10 protein-coding genes, 21 tRNA genes and 3 rRNA genes are annotated in these 23,042 nt (G+C 44.9%); 3 read left to right on the top strand and 31 right to left on the bottom strand.

Annotated elements, in window-relative coordinates; translation table 11 throughout:
• Positions 1 to 2 precede the first annotated feature (2 nt).
• Together AC25CA_RS09470 and AC25CA_RS09475 are read right to left on the bottom strand one after the other, a co-directional pair.
• A complete protein-coding gene (locus tag AC25CA_RS09470; protein ID WP_486813612.1) occupies positions 3 to 3,248 on the bottom strand; it encodes a UvrD-helicase domain-containing protein in 3,246 nt (1,081 codons plus the stop codon).
• Entirely contained in the window at positions 3,245 to 6,472 is a 3,228-nt protein-coding gene (locus AC25CA_RS09475) for a PD-(D/E)XK nuclease family protein (protein WP_486813613.1), read from the bottom strand. Before AC25CA_RS09475 ends, AC25CA_RS09470 begins: the two co-directional genes overlap by 4 nt.
• A 75-nt stretch (positions 6,473 to 6,547) precedes the next feature.
• On the opposite strand from AC25CA_RS09475, the gene AC25CA_RS09480 reads away from it, so the two are divergent.
• A complete protein-coding gene (locus AC25CA_RS09480) occupies positions 6,548 to 6,742 on the top strand; it encodes a hypothetical protein (protein ID WP_486813614.1) in 195 nt (64 codons plus the stop codon).
• Here AC25CA_RS09480 and thiI read toward each other — a convergent pair.
• Together thiI and AC25CA_RS09490 are read right to left on the bottom strand one after the other, a co-directional pair.
• Positions 6,739 to 7,917, bottom strand: coding sequence for a tRNA uracil 4-sulfurtransferase ThiI (gene thiI, locus AC25CA_RS09485; protein WP_486813615.1), 1,179 nt, complete (start codon positions 7,915 to 7,917; stop codon positions 6,739 to 6,741). The genes AC25CA_RS09480 and thiI overlap by 4 nt on opposite strands.
• Before the next feature lie 3 nt (positions 7,918 to 7,920).
• On the bottom strand, positions 7,921 to 9,075 hold the full coding sequence (locus tag AC25CA_RS09490) for a cysteine desulfurase family protein (RefSeq protein ID WP_486813616.1): 1,155 nt from the start codon (positions 9,073 to 9,075) through the stop codon (positions 7,921 to 7,923).
• A 131-nt stretch (positions 9,076 to 9,206) separates the two neighbouring features.
• Between AC25CA_RS09490 and AC25CA_RS09495 the strand changes: the two genes are divergently transcribed.
• A complete protein-coding gene (locus AC25CA_RS09495) occupies positions 9,207 to 10,193 on the top strand; it encodes an asparaginase (protein WP_486813617.1) in 987 nt (328 codons plus the stop codon).
• Between the two features lie 17 nt (positions 10,194 to 10,210).
• On the opposite strand, the gene AC25CA_RS09500 is transcribed toward AC25CA_RS09495, so the two are convergent.
• On the bottom strand, positions 10,211 to 11,650 hold the full coding sequence (locus AC25CA_RS09500) for an S-layer homology domain-containing protein (protein WP_486813618.1): 1,440 nt from the start codon (positions 11,648 to 11,650) through the stop codon (positions 10,211 to 10,213).
• 541 nt (positions 11,651 to 12,191) lie between these two features.
• Entirely contained in the window at positions 12,192 to 12,323 is a 132-nt protein-coding gene (locus tag AC25CA_RS09505; RefSeq protein WP_486813619.1) for a hypothetical protein, read from the bottom strand.
• Between the two features lie 431 nt (positions 12,324 to 12,754).
• On the opposite strand from AC25CA_RS09505, the gene AC25CA_RS09510 reads away from it, so the two are divergent.
• Positions 12,755 to 13,741, top strand: a complete 987-nt coding sequence (locus tag AC25CA_RS09510; RefSeq protein WP_486813620.1) for a ribonuclease H-like domain-containing protein — start codon at positions 12,755 to 12,757, stop codon at positions 13,739 to 13,741.
• Between the two features lie 197 nt (positions 13,742 to 13,938).
• Here the strand turns inward: AC25CA_RS09510 and AC25CA_RS09515 are convergent.
• The 25 genes from AC25CA_RS09515 to aspS form a co-directional block, all read right to left on the bottom strand.
• Positions 13,939 to 14,014, bottom strand: a tRNA-Phe gene (locus AC25CA_RS09515).
• 15 nt (positions 14,015 to 14,029) lie between these two features.
• A tRNA-Ile gene (locus tag AC25CA_RS09520) sits at positions 14,030 to 14,106 on the bottom strand.
• Between the two features lie 13 nt (positions 14,107 to 14,119).
• Positions 14,120 to 14,196 (bottom strand) — tRNA-Ile (locus AC25CA_RS09525).
• A gap of 7 nt (positions 14,197 to 14,203) precedes the next feature.
• Positions 14,204 to 14,280, bottom strand: a tRNA-Pro gene (locus tag AC25CA_RS09530).
• An 18-nt stretch (positions 14,281 to 14,298) separates the two neighbouring features.
• Positions 14,299 to 14,374 (bottom strand) — tRNA-Trp (locus AC25CA_RS09535).
• Between the two features lie 9 nt (positions 14,375 to 14,383).
• Positions 14,384 to 14,477 (bottom strand) — tRNA-Ser (locus AC25CA_RS09540).
• A 7-nt stretch (positions 14,478 to 14,484) separates the two neighbouring features.
• Positions 14,485 to 14,573: transfer RNA gene (locus AC25CA_RS09545), tRNA-Ser, on the bottom strand.
• 7 nt (positions 14,574 to 14,580) lie between these two features.
• A tRNA-Lys gene (locus AC25CA_RS09550) sits at positions 14,581 to 14,656 on the bottom strand.
• Positions 14,657 to 14,663: 7 nt separating this feature from the next.
• A tRNA-Gln gene (locus AC25CA_RS09555) sits at positions 14,664 to 14,738 on the bottom strand.
• A gap of 11 nt (positions 14,739 to 14,749) precedes the next feature.
• A tRNA-Arg gene (locus tag AC25CA_RS09560) sits at positions 14,750 to 14,826 on the bottom strand.
• Positions 14,827 to 14,845: 19 nt separating this feature from the next.
• Positions 14,846 to 14,919 (bottom strand) — tRNA-Gly (locus tag AC25CA_RS09565).
• A 3-nt stretch (positions 14,920 to 14,922) separates the two neighbouring features.
• Positions 14,923 to 14,997 (bottom strand) — tRNA-Gly (locus tag AC25CA_RS09570).
• A gap of 7 nt (positions 14,998 to 15,004) precedes the next feature.
• A tRNA-Tyr gene (locus AC25CA_RS09575) sits at positions 15,005 to 15,090 on the bottom strand.
• 14 nt (positions 15,091 to 15,104) lie between these two features.
• Positions 15,105 to 15,180: transfer RNA gene (locus tag AC25CA_RS09580), tRNA-Thr, on the bottom strand.
• Positions 15,181 to 15,229: 49 nt separating this feature from the next.
• Positions 15,230 to 15,306 (bottom strand) — tRNA-Asp (locus AC25CA_RS09585).
• A 5-nt stretch (positions 15,307 to 15,311) separates the two neighbouring features.
• A tRNA-Val gene (locus tag AC25CA_RS09590) sits at positions 15,312 to 15,387 on the bottom strand.
• A gap of 26 nt (positions 15,388 to 15,413) precedes the next feature.
• Positions 15,414 to 15,488, bottom strand: a tRNA-Glu gene (locus AC25CA_RS09595).
• A 5-nt stretch (positions 15,489 to 15,493) separates the two neighbouring features.
• Positions 15,494 to 15,570: transfer RNA gene (locus AC25CA_RS09600), tRNA-Met, on the bottom strand.
• A gap of 5 nt (positions 15,571 to 15,575) precedes the next feature.
• Positions 15,576 to 15,651 (bottom strand) — tRNA-Met (locus AC25CA_RS09605).
• Positions 15,652 to 15,709: 58 nt separating this feature from the next.
• A tRNA-Asn gene (locus AC25CA_RS09610) sits at positions 15,710 to 15,784 on the bottom strand.
• Positions 15,785 to 15,792: 8 nt separating this feature from the next.
• Positions 15,793 to 15,909, bottom strand: a 5S ribosomal RNA gene (gene rrf, locus AC25CA_RS09615).
• A 74-nt stretch (positions 15,910 to 15,983) separates the two neighbouring features.
• Positions 15,984 to 18,922, bottom strand: a 23S ribosomal RNA gene (locus AC25CA_RS09620).
• A gap of 123 nt (positions 18,923 to 19,045) precedes the next feature.
• A tRNA-Ala gene (locus tag AC25CA_RS09625) sits at positions 19,046 to 19,121 on the bottom strand.
• A 131-nt stretch (positions 19,122 to 19,252) separates the two neighbouring features.
• Positions 19,253 to 20,783, bottom strand: a 16S ribosomal RNA gene (locus AC25CA_RS09630).
• The 16S, 23S and 5S rRNA genes sit together here with 21 tRNA genes alongside, the layout of an rRNA operon.
• Positions 20,784 to 21,231: 448 nt before the next feature.
• Positions 21,232 to 23,016, bottom strand: a complete 1,785-nt coding sequence (aspS, locus tag AC25CA_RS09635; RefSeq protein WP_486813621.1) for an aspartate--tRNA ligase — start codon at positions 23,014 to 23,016, stop codon at positions 21,232 to 21,234.
• Between the last annotated feature and the right edge of the window lie 26 nt (positions 23,017 to 23,042).

Below are 23,042 nucleotides of genomic sequence, written 5' to 3' on the forward strand. Positions count from 1 at the left end.
AATCAAACCAAGTTAATTTCTATCGCTTCACCGGAAACCCATTCGTACAAATACGCCGATTTTACATGAATATTGAAACAAATTGAAAGCATTTCTTGATAAGCATGGATCTGGCAAACCGCCAGATCATGGCTCTCATGAATCCGGTATTTATAATCAACCAATACCCAGCCGTCTTCTTCAAAAAAGAGACAATCTAGTTTTCCCTGGGCATACAGAGCATCGTCGTTGTCTGGCAAGGTAGCCACAAAAGATTTTTCCCGAAAGACCCGCTTCGATTGCAAAATCCGGCAACCCAAATCGGATTGTGTCCACTTCCAAAGCAAATCTTCATCTACCCTTTGCCTTGTTTCCTGCGTAATCCGCCTTGATATCTGCAATTTTTCAAGAGCCTCTAAGGCATCCTCTTTACTTATAAATTGAATCAGAGGCAATTTTTCAAGTACCTCGTGAAATGCAATACCCAATTCGATCCATTTCGTCTTTTCTTCAAAGACAATCTGTTTTTCCTCGCCCCTTCGAATCCACCCCGTCAGATTTACCTTTCTTTTTTTATGTGTTTTTACAGAATACGCAGTCTCATCGGTTTCAGCAAGGGCTTGCTCTTGCGGCTTTTCAAGAAAAAGTTTATCTTCTGCATCAACCTGCGCTACGCCATCTAAAAATTCAACCTCTTCATATGTCCAATCCGGATGACTATAAATCTTGGCTCCAACCATCCAATGATAGAGAGAAGGCGATTCGATTCCCCCATAAATTGTCGCATAATAAGACTGCTTTTCTCGGGTTCTCGCAGGAAATCGATCATGAGAAACAACAATCAGACGTTCAACCGCCCTTGTCATCCCCACATAAAAAATTCTCAACTCTTCACTCACTCGCTGTCTTCGAATTCGCTCCTTGGCAATTTTCATTTCAAGGGGAATATCCAGAGCCTTTTCCTTATGATGGTAACAGGCCATTGCCAAACCAAATTCATCATGAATCTGAACAGGCTCATACAATTCGCGAAGGTTGACTGACTGACTGGCATTTGCAATAAATACCGTTTCAAACTCCAACCCCTTGCTGGCATGGATCGTCATTAAACGCACACCTTGTTCAGTTTGAGGAATTGGAAGGGACATGGCGATTCCCTCACGCTGTTCTTCCTCAATGACTCTACATAACTGATGAAGGGTCGCACAATTCCCATGGACTCGGGCTTTCAGACTCATTACGTAAGACTTCAATCCATGTTCTCTTTGAAATCCGCCAGGCAAACTGGAAATTTGACCAATCAGACCATCCATTTCCAATAATTCCTCTAAAAAATCAGCCAAGGGAATGAGCCTTGCCCGCGCCCTGATCTCGGTAATTCTTCGATAAAAACCTTGAATTTTTTTGCCAAGAGAATTGTGATTTTCTTTTGAATAGGCACGACAAGCCAGCTCAAACCTTCCTTGAGGTTGAGATCCGCGAATTGTCGCCAATTCATCAGCAGAGAATCCCCAAATCGGCAATCGCATGACCGCGAGGAGTACTGTATCAGAAATGGCACCGTTGATATAGAATAGTAGGGATTGATACATTCTGATTTCCACTGCATTCATGGCGTTTGATTGCGTATTGGTTTGAAAAGGAATCCCTCTTTTTTGAAAAACTTGTTGAAACTCATCTTGTACCGAAGCGAGAGAACGCGCCAATACCGCAATTTGGTCCGGCGGATTCCCTTGATCAAGTAGAAGTTGAATTTGATCGGCAATCCAATCAATCTCTGCGGCAATGCCCCGCTCATCCTTCACCACCACAAACTTAGGTTTTTCCACACCTGTCTTTATTTGACCAATTTGCAGCTGGTCGGTTTTTTGATAATTAACACCACCGAATTCCACTTTCATGCAGCGATTGAAAAAAGCGTTGATCCCATCAATCACCCTTGCATTGGAACGAAAATTTTGATTTAAGCGAATCACTGAAAATCCCTGGTCTTCTTCACGAATTTTTGACAAAAACAATTCCGGCGTCGCACCCCGAAACTGATAAATGCTTTGCTTGCCATCTCCCACAAAAAACAATTGATTTCCATGATTGATCTTCATCAAAACCGCTTCCTGCATATGACTTGTATCCTGATACTCGTCTACATAGATCTGCGCGTATCGTTTCCGATATCGATGCGCAACCTTTGGCTGTTGAAGGAGTTCGTAGGCATAGGTCTCCAAATCATCAAAATCCATCACACCTTCCTGGATCTTGCGCATTTTTATCGCGTAGTCCGCCGCCCGACCAAGGGTCATCAAGGCTTTTGCCTGCGCAGCCATGGTGGTATTTAAAGACCAATTCGAAACGGGAATGAGAAATTCGTCAAGCCACTTTTTCATCAGTTTTTTACTAAAAGAACGCATCTTTTTCACGCGATCGATCAATTGTTCATCCAATTGGGCCTTTTCTTCTTTTCGGATAGCCTGAAATCTTGTGAATTTCCATTCTTTCGCCTGTGTAAAACAACCCTCGTCTTTTTCTTCTAAAAATCGCAAGAGTATGGCGATTAATTGGCGATCCGACTCCAGTGCCGCCTTATACTTGATCGGTCCCCCAGGCAATTCGCAGACCGTTTCCAGATCCTGTAAAACAAACTCCAAGGATCGAAAAGCGATCGCCATTTCCCCCTTAAGAATAGAGTCCCATTCTTCTTCCCCCAAAGAAGCGTGGATACGTTCTGGTTGACTTCTCAAAAAAGTCATCACTCTTTCCAAGATATCAAGAAGGTTCTCATCCGACTTTGCCGTTCTAAATTGCTTGAAAATCCCCTGAATTGAAGGATCCTCAGACTGATAGTACTGCTCCAGTACCTGGCGTATGACTTCCTTTCGAAGCCTAATTCGCTCTTGATTCTGAATCAACCGATAGCCTTTGTCGTAGGGCAAAAGAAATAAATTCTGATCAATGATCTTCTTACAAAAACTATGAAAGGTCTGAATAGATGCCCATTCCAGTTGCTCAATCTGCCGTTTCCAAAATTGCAGATTTCCAGTTTCACTTTGTATTTCCGCTTGAATTTTTTTTCTAATTCTCCCTTTCATCTCTTCCGCAGCCGCATTGGTAAAAGTGACAACTAAAAGTTGCGTCACTTCGCCTCCTTCTCTCAAGTAGGTTAGGATTCGTTCTGAAAGCACAGCCGTTTTCCCTGATCCAGCTGCTGCCGCTACCAGAATCTTTCGATCTGAAGAATAGATTGCGCGTGCCTGTTCTTCTGTCCATTTCATGACTCGCACTCCTCCCTTTCACTTCCGCGGCAATGATTCTCAAGAAATGCCTCATCAAACTGACAGATGGCGCCATAGCTACAGTTTTTACAGGCATCTCGCTTGGCTGTTTGATACGGCTGAATCGTTATTTTTCCCTCGTGAATTTCTCGTATGGACCGGTGAATGTGAACAAGGTTTTCTTCTAAAATCGTGTCCATTTCCTCTCGACTCACAATCTCGCGGTTCCGTTGAATATTTCCATTTTTCAAGCGCTTTGCGGCAATCGAATCCGCAGTTCCCGTATTTTGAAAGGTATGATCCATAGCATTGAGTAGATCCCCTTCTCCCAAAAACATACCTTGCATCTTGTGAAACTCACGGATTTGTTTCTCCAAATCGGTTCCCTGCCGCAAAGTGGGCAAAGGCTGATCGAGGTAATAGTAAAACAAACCTGCCGGTATCGGTTTTGCTTCGTCGAAGTTTTCTCGAAAAACATTCATATATGCTGGCAATTGTAGCTGTACGCCTGCATGCATCTCTTCCGCATCCACTACCGTTTTGCCTGATTTATAATCAATCACCCGCAAATAGGTTTCCTTGTCTTTCTCGTAAAGATCTAGGCGATCAATTCGACCGCGTAATGAAATCTCTCGTTCCTCTGTCAGAGATACTTTTAGTGGCTTCAGATTGACATCCTTGGCTCCAAAATCCATTTCCTGTCCCATGGGTTGAAAATCACTGGAATTGTTTTGCATGATCAAGTGGTGCAAGGAAGCTGCAATTCTTTCTCGTATTTGTTTTTCAATGTAACGGGAGGTATTTGTTTTTCTAAATATGCCTTCCCGATAAGCCTCAAAATAGTGATCCGCCAATTCATCAAAAACGAGATCTATCGTTTGAGGACCCAGTTCACCATCTAGCTGTTTTTGAAACCCGATTTCAATCAAATCATGCATGACCTGCCCAACATCAGGGTCTTGTATGCGATAAGGGTGGGGAACAAATGGCTGCAATCCATAGGATACAAAATGTGAAAAGGGACATTCATTCTGTTTTTCCAGCTCTGTAATCGAAGTTTCATCCCTTGCATATAAAAGCTCAGCCTGTGGTTTTGAAAGCGTGCTCACCTGATTCCCATATTGAAGCAAATTTCGCAATTGAACTCGTTTTTGCTCATCCAATTCCGCAAATGCACGATCAGCAAACTCTCGTTCTTCCAAAGATACAGCTTGTCCCGCCAGTAATTTTCGGTATACCCGCCTGCAGATCCGCATCGACTCACCCTTAGAGAAAATCAAGTCTTTCCAATTGATGGTACGAATCGACAATTCATTATGCCAAAGATCCAACTCACGGATCCATGCGGCCGGCAACAGGTCTTCATAGTTTTGATTCTTCCTGCTCCACAAGAAAATTAATTGTTCCGTCGTCGTTGCGATAATCTGATAAATAGCCAATTCTTGCATCCTAAGTTGATGGGTTTGGGTCGTACCTATTTTCAAATCATGCTTTTCCAACTCTTCTCGTTCATCAAAATCAAAAAATCCATTCTGCGACTCAACCAGAGGGAACTTACCTTCATTGACACCCAAAAAGAAGGTAAGTCGTTTTGCGGTCGATCGACTGCGAACCAAATCACGCACCATCACTTCGCCGCAAATTGCAGGAAGAACCCCAACACGAATCAATTCGCAACCCAAAATAAATTGACGGACAAAGGCTGTCCGACTAATCACTCGTCCTCGGTGCAAGGTACCCATCTGTTCGACAACCCCCTGCATTCCTCGCCAAATTGACTGGTGTTCCAATCTGCTGGATTCAAGTTTCATCTCTCGATCTGCACGTCGAAATCGCTCAAAAAAGCCCAGGATTTTCATCGTTTCTTTCAATTTTTCCCAATGTTCTTCACTGCTTCCTTTTCCCTTATTCGCAAAGCTCGTCTGCGTCAATTCTTTCAAGAAATCAACAAGGGCATCCTCCGCCTTTGGAAACACAGGCAATTGCCATTCTCCATAATAGATCCACCCGCGCTGGATCGTCATAATTTCTAATCGGTCAATCATTTCATCTTTGACAAAAAAATACCCGGTCTTCAATGCAGCGAACAAGTCTACATACTTCCGCGATTCGGTAAAACGAAGTAAGGACAAGATTCCTTGCGCCGCCGGGAAATCGGCAATTTTCCGATTATGGTCCAAATGAACCGGAATCTCAGACTGAATGAAGATTCGACGGATCAAGGGTAAATATGCTTCATATTCACTAACGACCAACTGCATGCTTTCATAGGGCATTCCTGATCGATGCCACTCGATAATCGAAGATGCGCAAAAACGCACCTCCTCTTCCCTTTGCAAGGCACTTCGAAGGGCAATCCCCACCCCGTCATATTTTTTCTCGGGAACCATGGCGCCCATTGCCATCTCCTTAATCCCACAAAAGCTAGATTGGGCTTCATCAGAAAGCTCGAAAGCTCTTACTTTCGCAGAAGGCCATCTGTCTCTCAGTGCTGCTATGGTTTGTTCCACCGGTTCAAAAAGAGAAATGCCCTCACCCTCTTCCCTTGTCAAAACCACGTAAATCGACTCTGTCTGCTCGGATATGGCTTTTAAAACCTCCAATTCCAATACAGAAAAACCCCAAAACTGATCGACCCAAATCACAGCGTCTTGAAAGGGACGGTAAGTACGAATCAACTCGCAAGCGATTTGGCTGTAAACGACTTCATCAACCAAGCCTTCTTGGGCCAATTCCATTTCATACCGGGCCAAAAGCGTGCGAAGGGAGTCAAGCTTGTCCGCCAACTCCTCTTCTTCCTCTTTCAATGCGCTGATTGCTATTTCAAGGGACTCGCTTCCCCATTTTCCATCCATTAAATCTCGATAAAATTCCTGAATTAATCGAGGTTTCCCCTGCAATCTTTTTAGATCGCCGACCTCATCTCCAGCTCTTTCCAATACTTGATCAAGAAGCAAGATCTTCCCTAAATCATTCATCCATTGTTGTGCCGCTGGTTGATACGATTCTACAACCTGATGAATCAAACGAGAAAAACTGATGATTTCAAAGTTAAAAATTCCCGCTTGTCCTGTCGACTGCAGGTAGTCTTGTTCCGCTTCCAGTGTGAATTGTTCAGGAACAATCAGTCTCACCTCACGAAACAAATCTAAATCATATTTCGTTAATTCTTGGTAAAGCCATCTGCTTTTTCCGCTCCCAGAAGCGCCGTAAATAATTTCCATATCCAGTCTTCCTCCCTTGGTCCTTCCTATTATAGCATAGGAAATGTGATATAATACCCATGAAAGGAGGCTCTTATGACAACCTTTACGATTCTTTTCAATAATAGTTCTGAGGCATTATATTTAAAACTAACCGATCCCGATGCCTTCAAATCTTGGCTGCGGGACCCGGAACAATCAAACTTTTTTATCCATCAAGATGGTAACAAAACCTATTATATTTCGAAACATAATATCAATTACATTATGGAAACAAAAAAAAGGGCTTAATCGCCCTTTTTTATTGTTACAATCTTTCTGGATTCCATGACTTCATTCAATAATGCTTCAATATCCAATGCCGATTCTGAGTTCTCAATATGCCCCAATTTCGGATGAGTCACCGGATGTTTCGGCAAAAAGACCGAACAACAATCATCAAAGGGCAAAATTGAGGTTTCAAAGGTATCGATCCTTTGCGCAATTTCAATGATTTCTGTCTTGTCCATTCCAATCAAGGGTCTGAACACCGGCAAAGAAACCACTGAATTTGTCATCTGCAAGCCTTCCATGGTTTGCGATGCGACTTGTCCTAGACTCTCTCCGGTGATCAAAGACTTCGCCGATTGCTCCTTGGCAATCCGTTCTGCGATTCTCATCATAAACCGTCTCGATAAAATCGTCATCTCTTTTTCCGGGCAATTCATACGAATGGCTTTTTGAATAGGAAGAATATTCACTTGATGGACATCCATTGAACCAATGTAAGGCGTTAATTTTTTTACCAAATCCAATACCTTTTCATCAGATCGCTCACTGGTGAATGGATAGCTATTAAAATTCACCGCGAGTAATTCCACCCCACGTTTCGCCATCATATAACCGGCAACCGGACTATCGATTCCACCAGACAACAATAAAACACTTCGTCCAGTCGTGCCAATAGGAAGTCCACCTGCTGCTTGCTCCTTTTGCGAATAAAAGTAGACCGCATTTCGAATATCAACTCGTATCAGCAGATCTGGTTGATGTACGTCCACATGTAAATCTCCGAATTTCTTTAAGATTACACCACCCAAAAACGGATTAATATCCATTGATTTCATTGGGAACTTTTTATCATTTCGTTTTGTTTCAAATTTAAAACTTTTGATCGTTGGATCTTTTTCCAAGATTGAGGAAACATACTCTAGGGCTTGGTCAGCCAATCGATCTGGGTCTTTGTCATAAACGACCGCACGACTTGAAACCACAAAGCCAAATACCTTCCGCGCCTGTTCATACACTTCATCTGCAATTTCAGAGGGACATTCAATATAAAACTTTGTCCGATCCTGATAAATACGATCTGTCGCATAACCGCGGAGAGCAAGTTTTAAATTTTTCATCAACTTATCTACGAAATATTTTCTATTTCCACCCTTAAGGGCCACTTCACCATAACTTAAACTAATTACCTGTTTCATCTTTCACCTCATCGTCAATTCTCTTACTTGGCCGACGGCTTGAATCAAGGCCGTCATCAATTCATCAATTTCCGCTACACGAGTTTCCCAGCCATAGCTAATTCTCAAGGTTCCTTCGCGCCAATTTGCAGCAATGCCCATCTGTTCCAAAATTCGATTTCCTCTTGCTTTCGAAGAACAGGCCGATCCCGTCGAAACGTAGATTTCCTTCATCTCAAGCATATGCAAAACAATTTCAGCCTTCACCCCGTCAAAAGACACACTAACAATATGTGGTGCAGCCTCTTCAAGGGACAAAGGGGTATTAATCAAGATCCCATCTATACGCTCTTGCATGGCCTTAATCAAGCTGTTACGACTCATGATATACGAAGCTTGGTGCGCTTGGAATTCCTCTTGCAAGGCTGCAACAGCGACACCCAAGCCCACAATTGCCGGTACATTTTCAGTCCCAGGACGCAGCCCACGTTCTTGCTTGCTTCCCCATAGAATGGGATGAATCGCTTTTGGATCTTTTAGATACAGGCCGCCGATTCCTTTGGTCGCATTAATTTTATGCCCCGAAAATGCATAGCTATCAACATTTAAAGATCGCAAAGAAACCGGGATCTTCCCAACAGCTTGCACGCCATCTACATGAAAATGTGCTTTAGGCGCTGTCTTTCGAATAAGCTTCCCAAGAAAGTCAATGGGTTGTATGCCACCAACTTCGTTATTCACATGCTGAACGGACAATAAGATCGTTTTTTCATCGATCCTTTTAACCGCTTCATCCATAAGAATACGTCCATGGCAATCAACCGGCAAAAGCCGGCATTCTACTCCACGTCGCTCTAGTTCTCTGGCAACCTTCAAAACCGAACTATGTTCGACGCCTCCAATGCAGAGATTGCTGCCGACTGGAAGTTCCATTGGCAGAAAGCCTCTCATTCCCAAGTTGTTACCTTCCGTTCCTCCAGAAGTGAAAACAATTTGTTCCGGTCTACAGGCTAAAAATTTTGCAATCTGATTACGTGCCGTTTCCATCGCACGCTCCGCTTTAAGGCCCATTCGATGAAGGGAGGAAGGATTTCCAAATTGATCTTTCATCATTTCAACCATAGCGTCTATTACATCCCCACGAACTGGAGTAGTTGCTGCATGATCCATATAATTCATTGTCATCATCCTTTCAATCTTTCTTATTTTACCGGGTCTTCGAAAAGATTTCAACTATTTTGGAACCATACTGTATACAATTAACAAATATGATAGAATAAAGTCGAAAATCATTGATCAGGGGGTAAAATATGAAGAATAAAATTGCCATTGTCTTTACGGGCGGTACCATTTCCATGAAGGTGGATCCGCGTCTTAATGCCGTGATTCCTGCATTAACAAACGATGAAATCTTAGCTATGATTTCCAATATTGAACGATATTCAGCGATTGAAGTCGTCAACTTTGCGCGCCTGCCCAGTCCCCATATCACGCCGGACATTATGTGTTCTCTCGCAAAAACAATTCAAGAACAACTCGATCGCGATGATATTACCGGTGTCGTTGTCACTCACGGAACAGATACGTTAGAGGAAACCGCCTATTTTCTAGACTTGATCCTTCCGCCGACGAAACCGATTGTTATTGTTGGTTCCATGAGAAGTGGATCCGAATTGGGCTACGATGGCCCCAGCAACCTGGCCGCCGCAATTTGTACCGCAATTTCACCAGCATCCCAAAACAAGGGTGTCCTTGTTGTTATGAACAATGAAGTGAACGCAGCCAGAGAAGTAACCAAGACCAATACCTTGGCTTTAAATACATTCCGATCACCTGAATTCGGTCCTCTAGGCATTGTGGACAACGATGAGGTCATTTACTATCGAATCTTAGATCCCCATCAGCATTACCCCATCGATCACTTAGAGAGTCGTGTGGCCCTCTTTAAATCAACAGCTGGTGCCAATTCTGATTTCATTGACCATGCACTTGCTCTGGGATACAAAGGAATTGTCATCGAAGCACTTGGACGAGGAAATGTACCCCCTGAAATGGCAGAGGGGATCTATCGTGCACTGGACCAAGGTGTTCCCGTGGTAATCGTATCTCGTTGCCCAACAGGTCGTGTTCGGGACACATACGGCTATGAAGGCGCTGGAAAAATACTCCATGATCGTGGAGCAATTTTTGGCTATAATCTACCGGGACAAAAAGCACGGATCAAATTGATGGTCGCACTAAGCGTTACATCCAATGTACAGGAAATTCGCTCCATGTTTGAAATGCAACCATACTAAAATGATTAAAGGTGCTTCTACTGAAGCACCTTTGTTTTTTCCCATTGATACCGAATTGCCAGCTCATTAATTAATCCATGGGCGCTTTCCCTTTCGGTTTCTGTCATTTCCAAACCTTCTATTTCAACTTGCATACGTTTAATCAAATGAGCAACAGACTCTCTTCCACCAATCAGATCATCCAAGTAGATTAAATTAGATGCATACATTCGCTGCAGTTCGCCTGAAAAAATCCAATAAACCGATGTAGCTTCGGGATTTACTTGTTCACGCATCCATTCATATACCATCCTGGCTTCAACAATTTCTCCTCTTGACAAGTGGTCTCGTGCTTCTAAGGTATATCGAGTAAACAATTCTTGATTGTTTTTGATTTGGGTATTCCAGAATGCATACGCATTTTCGGCCAACTCGATTTCCGCTAAAGACATCGAATATTGTTGAAACAATTGCTTGGTTTCTACAAAGCTAAGACCATCGCGAAGCATATAATCCAAAAACATTTCCCGCGCCAACATTTGTATCTCTTCTTTTGAAAATTCCGCAGCATGCAACAAATAGTAATCAACGCCAACGCGATTCCAATACTCACCAGTTCGCAAACTTACCAGGGTTTGTACCGGATGCTCATCATAGAGTTTCTTTTCTGAAAAAGGGATTTGCTGATCAAATGATAAGTACTCTAGCGTCCGTACCAAACGTAAATAGCGCCCGTCATCCGTAAGGTTCCCTTCCCCATCTTTTTCAGAGAGGGCTTCATAATTTCCATAATCCAAAAAACTCTCATCATATATGGTTGTTGGGATCATCAAGGTCGAGGTTTCCGGTGTCTTGATAATCTGCAACTGATTATCAAGCCGCTGCAAAACAATCGTTGCTTCTGCTCGGGTTAATCCGCCATTCAATCGAATCGTTTGATCCGGATAACCAGTAAAAATTTGGTGAGCAACCACACGTTCTACTGCATTCCGATTCGTATCTCCAATCAAATCAAGAAACACAAGCCCGTCTTGCTCCCTACTCTCCGGTACAACCCAGGCAAGCAATTGAATGGCTTCCCCTCGGGTAAGAGCTTGCTCCCCTGCTAAAAATGGCAGGGGAAAAAGAGCATTCAAACTGCGTCCACTGTGTTGAAAGTTTCCTTCCAGTGAGGAAATAACACCAAGACCCCACTCATTTCCAAGCAAATCATCATAGAAATAATCTTCGGCTTGTAACCGACTATCAAAAACGCCATTTTTCATAAGAATCTCTTGATAGATATCCAAGAACTCGAGTCGTGTGACCGGTTGTTCCGGTCGAAAAGTCCCATCGGGATACCCGTTGACATAGCCCTTTTCTGATGCCCAATAAATTGACGTCACAGCCCAATGATCAGACAGGTCAAAAAAGATCTGATCGGTAAAACCTATTGGGATCAGACATATGATTAATAATAAAAAACCTATCTTTCGCATACGAAACACCTTTCTTCCTTAACGTTCATTTTTGTGCAATATTACTATTTCAAATTAGTTTCTCCCGATCTAAAAATTCGGACAGAGCACACGTAAACCGTTACTTTATAAATATTGAAAAACTTAATATTCCTTACTCTATCATTGTTTCTCATAACATTATAGACTATTCTACTCACCGCAAGCAAATGCTATGGAAATAATTAAATAAATGTTAATAAGAGCATAGAAGTAATCCCCATTTCAGTTCATTCTCTAGTTAATTATTTATCTGTTTGCTCCCATAGTTTCCCTATACCCATAATTATACAAATATTGCTATTCCGTTGTCAGAAGATCAAATTTCGCAAGGCGACTTTTATTTTTACAATATACCTCTCAGAAGCAAATTTTACGCACATATATTTCTTTAAGCAATGTCACTATACTTATTGCAATATACCCTTGTGCTTTTATGGAAAAAGGGATCATACTACATATACATTCCTTTCTCAATGATGTAAAAAGCCCAGTGAAAGAGTAGCCGGTTGAAAAACCAAAGCTACTCTTTTGTTGTTTGCAAAAGAATCACCTTCAGATAATCAACCAAGGATTCCGTCATCTCACTATTCGCTCGTTTCGCAACGAATAACTTCCTATATTCGGGATCATCGAGTATGTCTTCCTCGCACATAATTGAATCTCATCTTCCCTGCTCTGGGTCCAAATCATTCTTCCCATGCTTTCGATTCTTAAAGAAATTCCGGTTCCCTATCGGCCTTGATCCGGGGCTTACGACCCAATGAACCACCAACCCCCTCATGCCTTTTAAACGCCTAGCTAGGCGGGAATATCGATTCTAAACGATAAGCATACTTTACACGCGACGTTCTCATCACACCGTAAAACACAGCAATAAAAAGACCTCCGAGTCTATTGAGATCTATGAGTTAATAACAGGCAAAAATGTCAAACAAAAATATGCATAGCAAAGCATTCGGAAAAAACAACATTGTTATCCATAATACGCCTTTTACGTATGGCAAATACTGGACTATTGGAATCAACTTTTTGTATAATAACATAAGAGAGTATGAACGAGATCCAAACGAAGGAGTAAAAAACATGAGAACTCATGATCTTACTGTGAATCAGTTGATAATACCCGAATTATCCTTTAATCCCTATTTTAAAAATAAAAATACACCCTATCTGTTCTTTGATATCGAGACCCTGGGTTTCCATCGCAGACTTCATCCCCTTGTAATGATTGGACTATTGATTGTGACGCCAGGCGAAGCCCCAAAAGGCAAACAATGGCTGCTTGACTCAGAAGAAGAGGAGCCCGCTCTGATACAGTCATTTTTTGATGAGATCCAAGCAGACTCGGTTTTAGTCAGTTTTAATGGAAAGCGATTTGATTGGCCATTTTTGGTGTCGAGAGCCAAAAAACACCACATCCTGCCACCGCAAGTCAAAAATCACCTCGACCTTTATGATTTTTATCAAGGAGGGTTTCCCCTTCTTCATGCAGAAAATCATACTTTGCGTACACTCACGAGCCCTGAGTTTACCCCTCAATCCTGTCCAAGCAAAGAAATTCCCAATCTTTTACGCAGTCATTTAAGGGGTGGTGATCCCGAAGCCGCATTAACCTGCTTCCAGCACAATGAAGACGATTTGATCGCCTTGCTTTATCTAGAAAGGAAAATGTTTCATCTACGGGAAAAATGGCAAATTCTAAATCCAGAGCTATTAACCCTTTCAAAAATACAAAAATCGAAAGATTTTTACCTGGTGCGTTATTGGCCTTCCGACTTGGCACGGGCTCGAACCCTGGTCAAGCAAGATAAAAATTTTTCTGTTGATTATCATACCCACAATGAATTCTTGGAGATCCGTTTTCGTTATCTTCCCATTCAAGAAAATGAAGTCATCTACCACACTTTACCGCAACCATGGTATCCATTTCCCATAACGAATATGCAATCACAGGATCAAACAATCGATCTTCCCGATGGCTTGTTCCTAGTGTCCACAGATACGCAAGTGGACCACTCAAGCATCCATCAATTCTGCCGTGAAATTCTTACTTATATTCAAAAAGAATAAAGCAGAAAAATAGGAACAAAAAAACAGTCATAAGGACTGCTGGTCGGTCTTGTACAAAGGTGCTTTACTCAATAAAATATTTATAGACAAAAAAAAGCAGTCATAAGGACTGCTGGTCGGTCTTGCACAAAGGCGCTTAACCCAATAAAATATTTTTAGACAGAAAGAAAGCAGTCATAAAGACTGCTTTTTTTCTTTGGTGCCCAGAGGCGGAATCGAACCACCGACACGGGGATTTTCAGTCCCCTGCTCTACCGACTGAGCTATCTGGGCATACAAAAATGTAGTTGGTGGGCCTTCGGGGACTCGAACCCAGGACCGACCGGTTATGAGCCGGTTGCTCTAACCAACTGAGCTAAAGGCCCAAGAAGTTGAATTTGGTGGGCCTAGATGGACTCGAACCATCGACCTCACGCTTATCAGGCGTGCGCTCTAACCTGCTGAGCTATAGGCCCAAATTCATGGTCGGGGTGGCAGGATTTGAACCCGCGGCCCTCTGGTCCCAAACCAGATGCGCTACCAAACTGCGCTACACCCCGATATTTTAAAAATGAAATTGGCAGGGGTAGCAGGATTCGAACCCACGACATTCGGTTTTGGAGACCGACGTTCTACCAGCTGAACTATACCCCTAGACAAATATGGCGGAGAAAGAGGGATTCGAACCCTCGCGTCCCGTTGAAAGGACCTACTCCCTTAGCAGGGGAGCCTCTTCAGCCAACTTGAGTACTTCTCCATATTTGTGGCGGAGAGGGTGGGATTCGAACCCACGTGGGCTTGCACCCTAACGGTTTTCAAGACCGCCCCGTTATGACCACTTCGGTACCTCTCCATGTAATTGGTGACCCATCGGCGATTCGAACGCCGGACACCCTGATTAAAAGTCAGATGCTCTACCAACTGAGCTAATGGGTCAAACTATTGGCTGGGGTAACTGGATTCGAACCAGTGAATGCAGGAGTCAAAGTCCTGTGCCTTACCGCTTGGCGATACCCCATAAAAAATTATTGGCGAGCCAGAAGGGATTCGAACCCCCGACCCACGGCTTAGAAGGCCGTTGCTCTATCCAACTGAGCTACTGGCTCAATACTTTTTTTGTGCTAATGGAGCGGGTGAAGGGAATTGAACCCTCGCGACTGGCTTGGAAGGCCAGGGCTCTACCACTGAGCTACACCCGCAAATGGAGCGAAAGACGAGATTCGAACTCGCGACCTTCGCCTTGGCAAGGCGAAGCTCTACCACTGAGCTACTTTCGCATGGTTTTGGTGGGGGGGACTGGATTCGAACCAGTGAAAGCGCAGCTAACGGATTTACAGTCCGTCCCCTTTGGCCAACTCGGGAACCCCCCCATATAATATTTCTATGGAGCTGGTGATAGGAATTGAACCCACAACCTACTGATTACAAGTCAGTTGCTCTACCTATTGAGCTACACCAGCATAATACTTTTCATACACCAGCGAAACTCAACCGTTTCATGGTGAAAATTGGCGACCTAGAAGGGACTCGAACCCTCGACCTCCAGCGTGACAGGCTGGCATTCTAACCAACTGAACTACTAGGCCAAATATGGTGGGCACTATTGGGCTCGAACCAATGACCCCCTGCTTGTAAGGCAGGTGCTCTCCCAACTGAGCTAAGCGCCCATATTTGTGTCTTACTTGAATGAAATTGGTGACCCTACCGGGATTCGAACCCGGGTTACCGCCGTGAAAGGGCGGTGTCTTAACCGCTTGACCATAGGGCCCAATTTGGTAGCGGCAACAAGGATCGAACTTGTGACCTCCCGGGTATGAACCGGACGCTCTAGCCAGCTGAGCTATGCCGCCAAATATGGTTGCGGGGACAGGACTTGAACCTGCGACCTCCGGGTTATGAGCCCGACGAGCTACCAACTGCTCCACCCCGCGACATTATGTTTTCTTCGGTTCTCCCAAGGAAACTTGCGTTTCCTTAGGTCCGACTCTATGGCTCTCAGGGTGGGACTCGAACCCACAGCCTACCGGTTAACAGCCGGTTGCTCCACCATTGAGCTACCTAAGAATAGTTGAAACTGGCAGCGTCCTATTTTCCCAGGCAGTCTCCCACCAAGTATCTTCAGCGCTAAAGAGCTTAACTTCCGTGTTCGAGATGGGAACGGGTGTGTCCTCTTTGCTATCGTCACCAGATTCTTTTGTCAAGAAAGCTTATTTGCTCTCTCAAAACTCAACAAGAATCATCCGCTTTAAAACTCTCTTCTAATCTGATCAAGTCCTCGACCTATTAGTACTGGTCAGCTAAAGACATTGCTGCCCTTACACCTCCAGCCTATCAACCTCGTAGTCTTCAAGGGGTCTTACTCACATAAAGTGATGGGAAATCTAATCTTAAGGGGGGCTTCGCGCTTAGATGCCTTCAGCGCTTATCCCTTCCAAACTTAGCTACCCAGCTATGCTCCTGGCGGAACAACTGGTGCACCAGCGGTTTGTTCATCCCGGTCCTCTCGTACTAGGGACAACTCCTTTCAAATTTCCTGCGCCCACGGCGGATAGGGACCGAACTGTCTCACGACGTTCTGAACCCAGCTCGCGTGCCTCTTTAATGGGCGAACAGCCCAACCCTTGGGACCGAATTCAGCCCCAGGATGAGACGAGCCGACATCGAGGTGCCAAACCTCCCCGTCGATGTGGACTCTTGGGGGAGATAAGCCTGTTATCCCCGGGGTAGCTTTTATCCGTTGAGCGACGGCCCTTCCATTCGGTACCGCCGGATCACTAAGTCCATCTTTCGATCCTGCTCGAGTTGTAGCTCTCGCAGTCAAGCTTCCTTTTACCTTTACGCTCTACGCACGATTTCCGACCGTGCTGAGGAAACCTTTGAGCGCCTCCGTTACATTTTTGGAGGCGACCGCCCCAGTCAAACTGCCCAACTGACAATGTCCCAAGACCAGATTCATGGCCTATGGTTAGAATCCTAGTATAATAAGGGTGGTATCCAAAGGGCGACTCCACCGAAACTGGCGTTCCGGCTTCCAAGTCTCCCACCTATCCTGTACATATTATACCAAAATCCAATGCCAGCCTGCAGTAAAGCTCCACGGGGTCTTTCCGTCCTGCCGCGGGTAACCCGCATCTTCACGAGTACTGTAATTTCACCGAGTCCATTGCCGAGACAGCGCCCAAATCGTTACGCCTTTCGTGCGGGTCGGAACTTACCCGACAAGGAATTTCGCTACCTTAGGACCGTTATAGTTACGGCCGCCGTTTACTGGGGCTTAAGTTCTGTGCTTCGCGTTACCGCTAACACTTCCCCTTAACCTTCCAGCACCGGGCAGGCGTCAGCCCCTATACTTCGTCTTTCAACTTAGCAGAGACCTGTGTTTTTGCTAAACAGTCGCTTGGGCCTTTTCTCTGCGGCCCTCAAAAGCTTACGTCGTATGACTTCACTCTCAAGGGCACCCCTTCTCCCGAAGTTACGGGGTCATTTTGCCGAGTTCCTTAGCAATGGTTCTCTCGATCATCTTAGAATTCTCTTCCTGCCTACCTGTGTCGGTTTACGGTACGGGCACCTTATCTCTCAATAGTAGCTTTTCTCGACAGCGTGGGATCAGCGACTTCGGTACTAAATTTCCCTCGCATTCGCGTCTCGGCCTAATAGTGTGTGGATTTGCCTGCACACTAGCCTACCTGCTTAGACACACATAACCAACAGTGTGCTCTACCTACCCTTCTGTGTCACTACATCTCTCAAACAATCTAAGGTGGTACTGGAATATCAACCAGTTGTCCATCGCCTACGCCTTTCGGCCTCGGCTTAGGTCCCGACTAACCCTGAGCGGACGAGCCTTCCTCAGGAAACCTTAGGCTTCCGATGGCGAAGATTCTCACTTCGCTTTCGTTACTCATGCCAACATTCTCTCTTGTATGCAGTCCACCGCTCCTTCCGGTACGACTTCGTCCCACATACAATGCTCCCCTACCCCTGTATCTAAAGATACAAGCCGTAGCTTCGGTAATTAGTTTGAGCCCCGGACATTTTCGGCGCTGGACCACTCGACCAGTGAGCTATTACGCACTCTTTGAATGAATGGCTGCTTCTGAGCCAACATCCTGGTTGTCTGTGTAGTCCAACATCCTTTCCCACTTAACTAATATTTTGGGACCTTAGCTGACGGTCTGGGCTGTTTCCCTTTCGACTATGAAACTTATCTCACACAGTCTGACTCCCAAGTATATATCTGCGGCATTCGGAGTTTGATAAACTTTGGTAACGTATAAACGCCCCTAGGTCAGTCAGTGCTCTACCTCCGCGATACTCTCCTTGAGGCTAGCCCTAAAGCTATTTCGGGGAGAACCAGCTATCTCCGAGTTCGATTGGAATTTCACCGCTATCCACAAGTCATCCCAACACTTTTCAACGTATATGGGTTCGGTCCTCCACGAGATTTTACTCCCGCTTCAACCTGCTCATGGATAGGTCACCCGGTTTCGGGTCTAAAGCATACAACTAATTCGCCCTATTCAGACTTGCTTTCGCTTCGGCTCCGGACCTGAAGTCCTTAACCTTGCTGCACACCTTAACTCGTTGGCCCGTTCTACAAAAAGTACGCCGTCGCACTTTAACGTGCTTCGACCAATTGTAAACATAGGGTTTCAGGTTCTATTTCACTCCCCTTCCGGGGTTCTTTTCACCTTTCCCTCACGGTACTATGCGCTATCGGTCACTAAGGAATATTTAGGCTTGGGAGATGGTCCTCCCGGCTTCCCACAGGGTTTCACGTGTCCCATGGTACTCTGGATACCGATCAGATATTCGTTGATTTCACCTACAGGACTATCACCTTCTACGGTTCCGCTTCCCAGCGGTATTTGGCTATCAACTTGTACCCTTATATCGGTCCGCAACCCCAGACTAGCAGAGCCAGTCTGGTTTGGCCTGTTCCCCTTTCGCTCGCCGCTACTCAGGGAATCGATTTTTCTTTCTCTTCCTCCGGCTACTTAGATGTTTCAGTTCACCGGGTTCCCTTCCTATGGCTATGTATTCACCATAGGATACATACGGTTTGCCGTATGTGGGTTTCCCCATTCGGATATCTCTGGATCAACGCCTGCTTGCGGCTCCCCAAAGCTTTTCGCAGCTTACCACGTCCTTCATCGGTTCTTAGTGCCAAGGCATCCGCCCTATGCTTTTTATAACTTGACCGTTTCTTAAAAGAGAATTCTAAAGACAAAAAAATTACATTCACCCACTTCGATTTACATCTAGTGCTGTGTTTGTTTTTTATTTTTGCTTGGATGATTCTTATTGAGTTTTCAAAGAACAAAATGGTGGAGATAAAGAGATTCGAACTCTTGACCCCCTGCTTGCAAAACAGGTGCTCTCCCAACTGAGCTATACCCCCACGGTTTTTGTGCACCCACAAGCTTGCGCTTGCCTTGCACCCTACTTGACATTCGCTTTCAAGTAGCTTTTTAACTTTGAAAGACTTATGATCTCTCAAAACAGAACATGACAGTTCTCGTTTCTCCCTAGAAAGGAGGTGATCCAGCCGCACCTTCCGATACGGCTACCTTGTTACGACTTCACCCCAGTCATCGATCCTACCTTCGGCGCCTGCCTCCCTAAAAGGGTTAGCCCAGCGACTTCGGGTATTACCAACTCCCGTGGTGTGACGGGCGGTGTGTACAAGGCCCGGGAACGCATTCACCGCGACATTCTGATTCGCGATTACTAGTAACTCCAGCTTCATGCAGGCGAGTTGCAGCCTGCAATCCGAACTGAGATCGGCTTTTGAGATTCGCTCCGGATCGCTCCTTCGCTGCCTGTTGTACCGACCATTGTAGCACGTGTGTAGCCCAGGTCATAAGGGGCATGATGATTTGACGTCATCCCCACCTTCCTCCGGTTTATCACCGGCAGTCTCTCTAGAGTGCCCAACTAAATGCTGGCAACTAAAGATAAGGGTTGCGCTCGTTGCGGGACTTAACCCAACATCTCACGACACGAGCTGACGACAACCATGCACCACCTGTCACCGGTGTCTCCGAAGAGAAAAGTCTATCTCTAGACCGGGCACCGGGATGTCAAGACCTGGTAAGGTTCTTCGCGTTGCTTCGAATTAAACCACATGCTCCGCTACTTGTGCGGGCCCCCGTCAATTCCTTTGAGTTTCAGTCTTGCGACCGTACTCCCCAGGCGGAGTGCTTAATGCGTTAGCTGCGGCACTGAGGTATCGCTACCCCAACACCTAGCACTCATCGTTTACGGCGTGGACTACCAGGGTATCTAATCCTGTTCGCTCCCCACGCTTTCGTTCCTCAGCGTCAGTATTTGTCCAGAAAGCCGCCTTCGCCACTGGTGTTCCTCCTAATATCTACGCATTTCACCGCTACACTAGGAATTCCGCTTTCCTCTCCAACACTCAAGTTCCCCAGTTTCAAAAGCTTACAATGGTTGAGCCACTGCCTTTCACTTCTGACTTAAAGAACCGCCTACGAACTCTTTACGCCCAATAATTCCGGATAACGCTTGTCCCATACGTATTACCGCGGCTGCTGGCACGTATTTAGCCGGGACTTTCTTCTTAGGTACCGTCATTATCTTCCCTAAGAACAGAACTTTACGACTCGAAAGCCTTCATCATTCACGCGGCATCGCTGCATCAGGGTTTCCCCCATTGTGCAATATCCCCCACTGCTGCCTCCCGTAGGAGTCTGGACCGTGTCTCAGTTCCAGTGTGGCCGTTCACCCTCTCAGGCCGGCTACTGATCGTCGCCTTGGTAAGCCATTACCTTACCAACTAGCTAATCAGACGCGGGACCATCCTATACCACCGGAGTTTTTACCACTGCAACATGTGATGCTGTGGTCTTATCAGGTATTAATCATCGTTTCCAATGGCTATCCCTGTGTATAGGGCAGGTTTCCCACGCGTTACTCACCCGTCCGCCGCTTTCCTCATCTTCATTCACCCGAAGGATCCTTCCAATAATTCTCGCTCGACTTGCATGTGTTAGGCGTGCCGCCAGCGTTCATCCTGAGCCAGGATCAAACTCTCAGTAAAAATATTTCCACCCCTAAGGGTGCTTTTACCAACCAAGCATTACTGCTTGATTTAGCGTATTTCTTGTTACTTCTTCATTGACCAAAAGGTCAAATTCGAGGCTGTCATGTTCAGTTTTCAAAGATCATTTCGCCGCCTTGGCGACTTGACTAGTGTAACATATCTGGAAGATACTGTCAACCGTCTTTTTTTATTTCTTTTTGTTTTCGCTTTGCGTTTCCGCTTTTAGCGACTTACTTATTCTAGCACCAGACACTCGCTTTGTCAAGAGCCATTTTTTCGCTCTCTTCCGCTTATTATCTGGCTTAGAGCACTTTTTTCTCGGCCCGTTTTCCTGACCGCTTGTCTATAATACCAAGCCCCAATTGAAATGTCAACCCATTCCTTGGAAATTCCACTATTGCGACAATTCGGACGAATAAAAGAGCCCGGTTCCCCGGGCACTCATTTACTCTTTTTCTTCTATTTCCACGCGTATATTCGCTTCATCCAACTGCTGTTGCGAAATGGTCGTTGGCGCTTCCGTCATCAAGCATGTGGCACTCTGAGTCTTGGGAAAGGCTACAACGTCGCGGATGTTTTCTGTACCCGAGAGCGTCATCACCAAGCGATCCAAGCCAAATGCAATCCCGCCGTGTGGTGGTGTTCCAAAACGGAAAGCATTGATTAGGAAACCGAATTGATGCATGGCTTCTTCTTCTGTAAATCCCAGTGCTTTAAACATCTTCGCTTGAAGTTCACCATTATTGATTCGAATGCTGCCCCCGCCGATCTCTTCACCATTGATTACAATATCATAGGCTTTTGCTCTAGCGTTTTTCGGATCCGTCTCCATTTTTTCGATATCTTCTTCCATCGGATGGGTAAACGGGTGATGTTTGGCCATATAACGGTCTGCTTCCTTTGAATATTCAAAGACAGGGAATTCTGTAATCCAAAGAACCTTGAACTCGTCAGGATTCAACCAATCCATTTTTCTCGCAATTTCTAGACGCAATTGCCCCAAGGCTGTAACCGTTGTGTCGTAGTCACCAGAAACCAAGAAAATCATATCGCCTGCTTCTGCGTCCATTGTTTCAAACAAAGCTTCAATCTCTGTATCTTTTAAGAATTTCAAAATGGATGATTCAAGGCCCTCTTCAGTTCTTCTCACCCAAATCAAACCCTTTGCGCCATATAGCTTGGCATGCTTCTCCAATTTGGAAATTCCTTTTTTTGAAAAGGCAGTTGCGCATCCCTTTGCATTGATTGCGCGAATCGTTCCACCGCCCTCGAGCGCTGAAGAAAATACTTTGAATTCTGAATCTTCAAAAACAGATCCTAAGTCAGTAATTTCTGATCCGAATCGCAGATCTGGCTTATCTGACCCAAATCGTTCCATGGCTTCTTTGTATGTCAAACGCATAAATGGCGTTTCAAATTCAATACCTCGAATCTCACGGAAGATACGTGCAATTAACTTTTCATGTAATTCAATAATGTCTTCCACATCTACAAATGACATTTCAACGTCAATTTGTGTAAATTCCGGCTGACGATTGGCGCGAAGGTCTTCATCGCGGAAACATTTAACGATTTGGTAATAACGGTCCATCCCAGATACCATCAATAATTGCTTCATAATTTGCGGCGATTGAGGTAGGGCGTAGAATTTACCTGGATTGACTCGGCTTGGCACCAAATAATCCCGTGCGCCTTCCGGTGTTGGTTTGTTCAACATCGGAGTTTCAACTTCAATAAAACGGTTTTCTTCATAAAAATCACGAACGACTTTAGCCACTTTTGCACGCAGTTTCAATCGATTCTGCATGGAAGCCTTCCGTAGATCCAAATATCTGTACTGCAGACGTTTGGTTTCAGATACCTGATCATCATCCTTGATGTAGATTGGAGGCGTCTCCGCTGTATCAAGAATACGCAATTCCGATGCTACAACCTCAATTTTCCCCGAAGGAAGTTCAGAGTTAACGGATTCACGCGGTTTTACAAGCCCCTTTACAGCAATAACAAATTCACTGCGCAGGCTTGATGCTTTTTCAAACAGATCGACTTGATCATCTGGATCAAAAACGATCTGACAAATCCCTTCCGTATCTCGCAGATCAACAAATACAAGTCCGCCTAGGCTTCTTCGCTTTTGCACCCACCCCATTAATACTACATTTTCATCAACATTTGATTCTCTCAGTTCGCCGCAATAATGCGTACGGCGCAGATTACCCATTGTTTCCATGTATTTTCCTCCTTCAACATAAAAAA

The sequence above is a fragment of the Gottschalkiaceae bacterium SANA genome (assembly GCA_036323355.1).
Lineage (GTDB): Bacteria > Bacillota > Clostridia > Tissierellales > GPF-1 > GPF-1.

Coding starts and splice junctions, on each gene's coding strand:
- AC25CA_RS09470 (WP_486813612.1), bottom strand. CDS start 3,248: ATGAAATGGACAGAAGAACAGGCACGCGCAATCTATTCTTCAGATCGA.
- AC25CA_RS09475 (WP_486813613.1), bottom strand. CDS start 6,472: ATGGAAATTATTTACGGCGCTTCTGGGAGCGGAAAAAGCAGATGGCTT.
- AC25CA_RS09480 (WP_486813614.1), top strand. CDS start 6,548: ATGACAACCTTTACGATTCTTTTCAATAATAGTTCTGAGGCATTATAT.
- thiI (WP_486813615.1), bottom strand. CDS start 7,917: ATGAAACAGGTAATTAGTTTAAGTTATGGTGAAGTGGCCCTTAAGGGT.
- AC25CA_RS09490 (WP_486813616.1), bottom strand. CDS start 9,075: ATGAATTATATGGATCATGCAGCAACTACTCCAGTTCGTGGGGATGTA.
- AC25CA_RS09495 (WP_486813617.1), top strand. CDS start 9,207: ATGAAGAATAAAATTGCCATTGTCTTTACGGGCGGTACCATTTCCATG.
- AC25CA_RS09500 (WP_486813618.1), bottom strand. CDS start 11,650: ATGCGAAAGATAGGTTTTTTATTATTAATCATATGTCTGATCCCAATA.
- AC25CA_RS09505 (WP_486813619.1), bottom strand. CDS start 12,323: ATGTGCGAGGAAGACATACTCGATGATCCCGAATATAGGAAGTTATTC.
- AC25CA_RS09510 (WP_486813620.1), top strand. CDS start 12,755: ATGAGAACTCATGATCTTACTGTGAATCAGTTGATAATACCCGAATTA.
- aspS (WP_486813621.1), bottom strand. CDS start 23,016: ATGGAAACAATGGGTAATCTGCGCCGTACGCATTATTGCGGCGAACTG.